The organism is Hydrogenovibrio sp. 3SP14C1, from assembly GCF_029625905.1.
In the GTDB taxonomy this organism is placed as follows: domain Bacteria; phylum Pseudomonadota; class Gammaproteobacteria; order Thiomicrospirales; family Thiomicrospiraceae; genus Hydrogenovibrio.
This window is the reverse complement of record NZ_JARTLM010000222.1, coordinates 1-253: the sequence shown is the minus strand read 5'-3', so window position 1 is coordinate 253 and position 253 is coordinate 1. Positions and strand designations below refer to the sequence as shown.

Genomic DNA, 253 nt, shown 5'->3' with positions numbered 1-253 from the left:
ATTTGCTTTATAGATAACGCGCTCAGTTTGACCTTTAAAATAAGAGACATAAGCCATTGCGCTACCATCCGGGATCCAAAACTCATGTGTACATGACTCTCCCGGATCTTGTGCTTTAATTTTACGTACATGACGACCATCTTCGTTGACTAGCCACATGCGTGCATCGACTAAATCGTGCGGACCTTCATGACAAAAACCGATGGTTGAATCATCAAACGGACGGTAAATAGGGTGGCCTAACCAAGCGTTA

Annotated in this window: 1 protein-coding gene; it reads right to left on the bottom strand. The window is 43.9% G+C overall.

All coding sequences use genetic code 11. The annotated features are described in order from the left end of the window. A partial coding sequence (locus P8629_RS12340) for an oligogalacturonate lyase family protein (protein ID WP_278166397.1) occupies nucleotides 1–253 on the bottom strand: 253 nt, incomplete at both ends.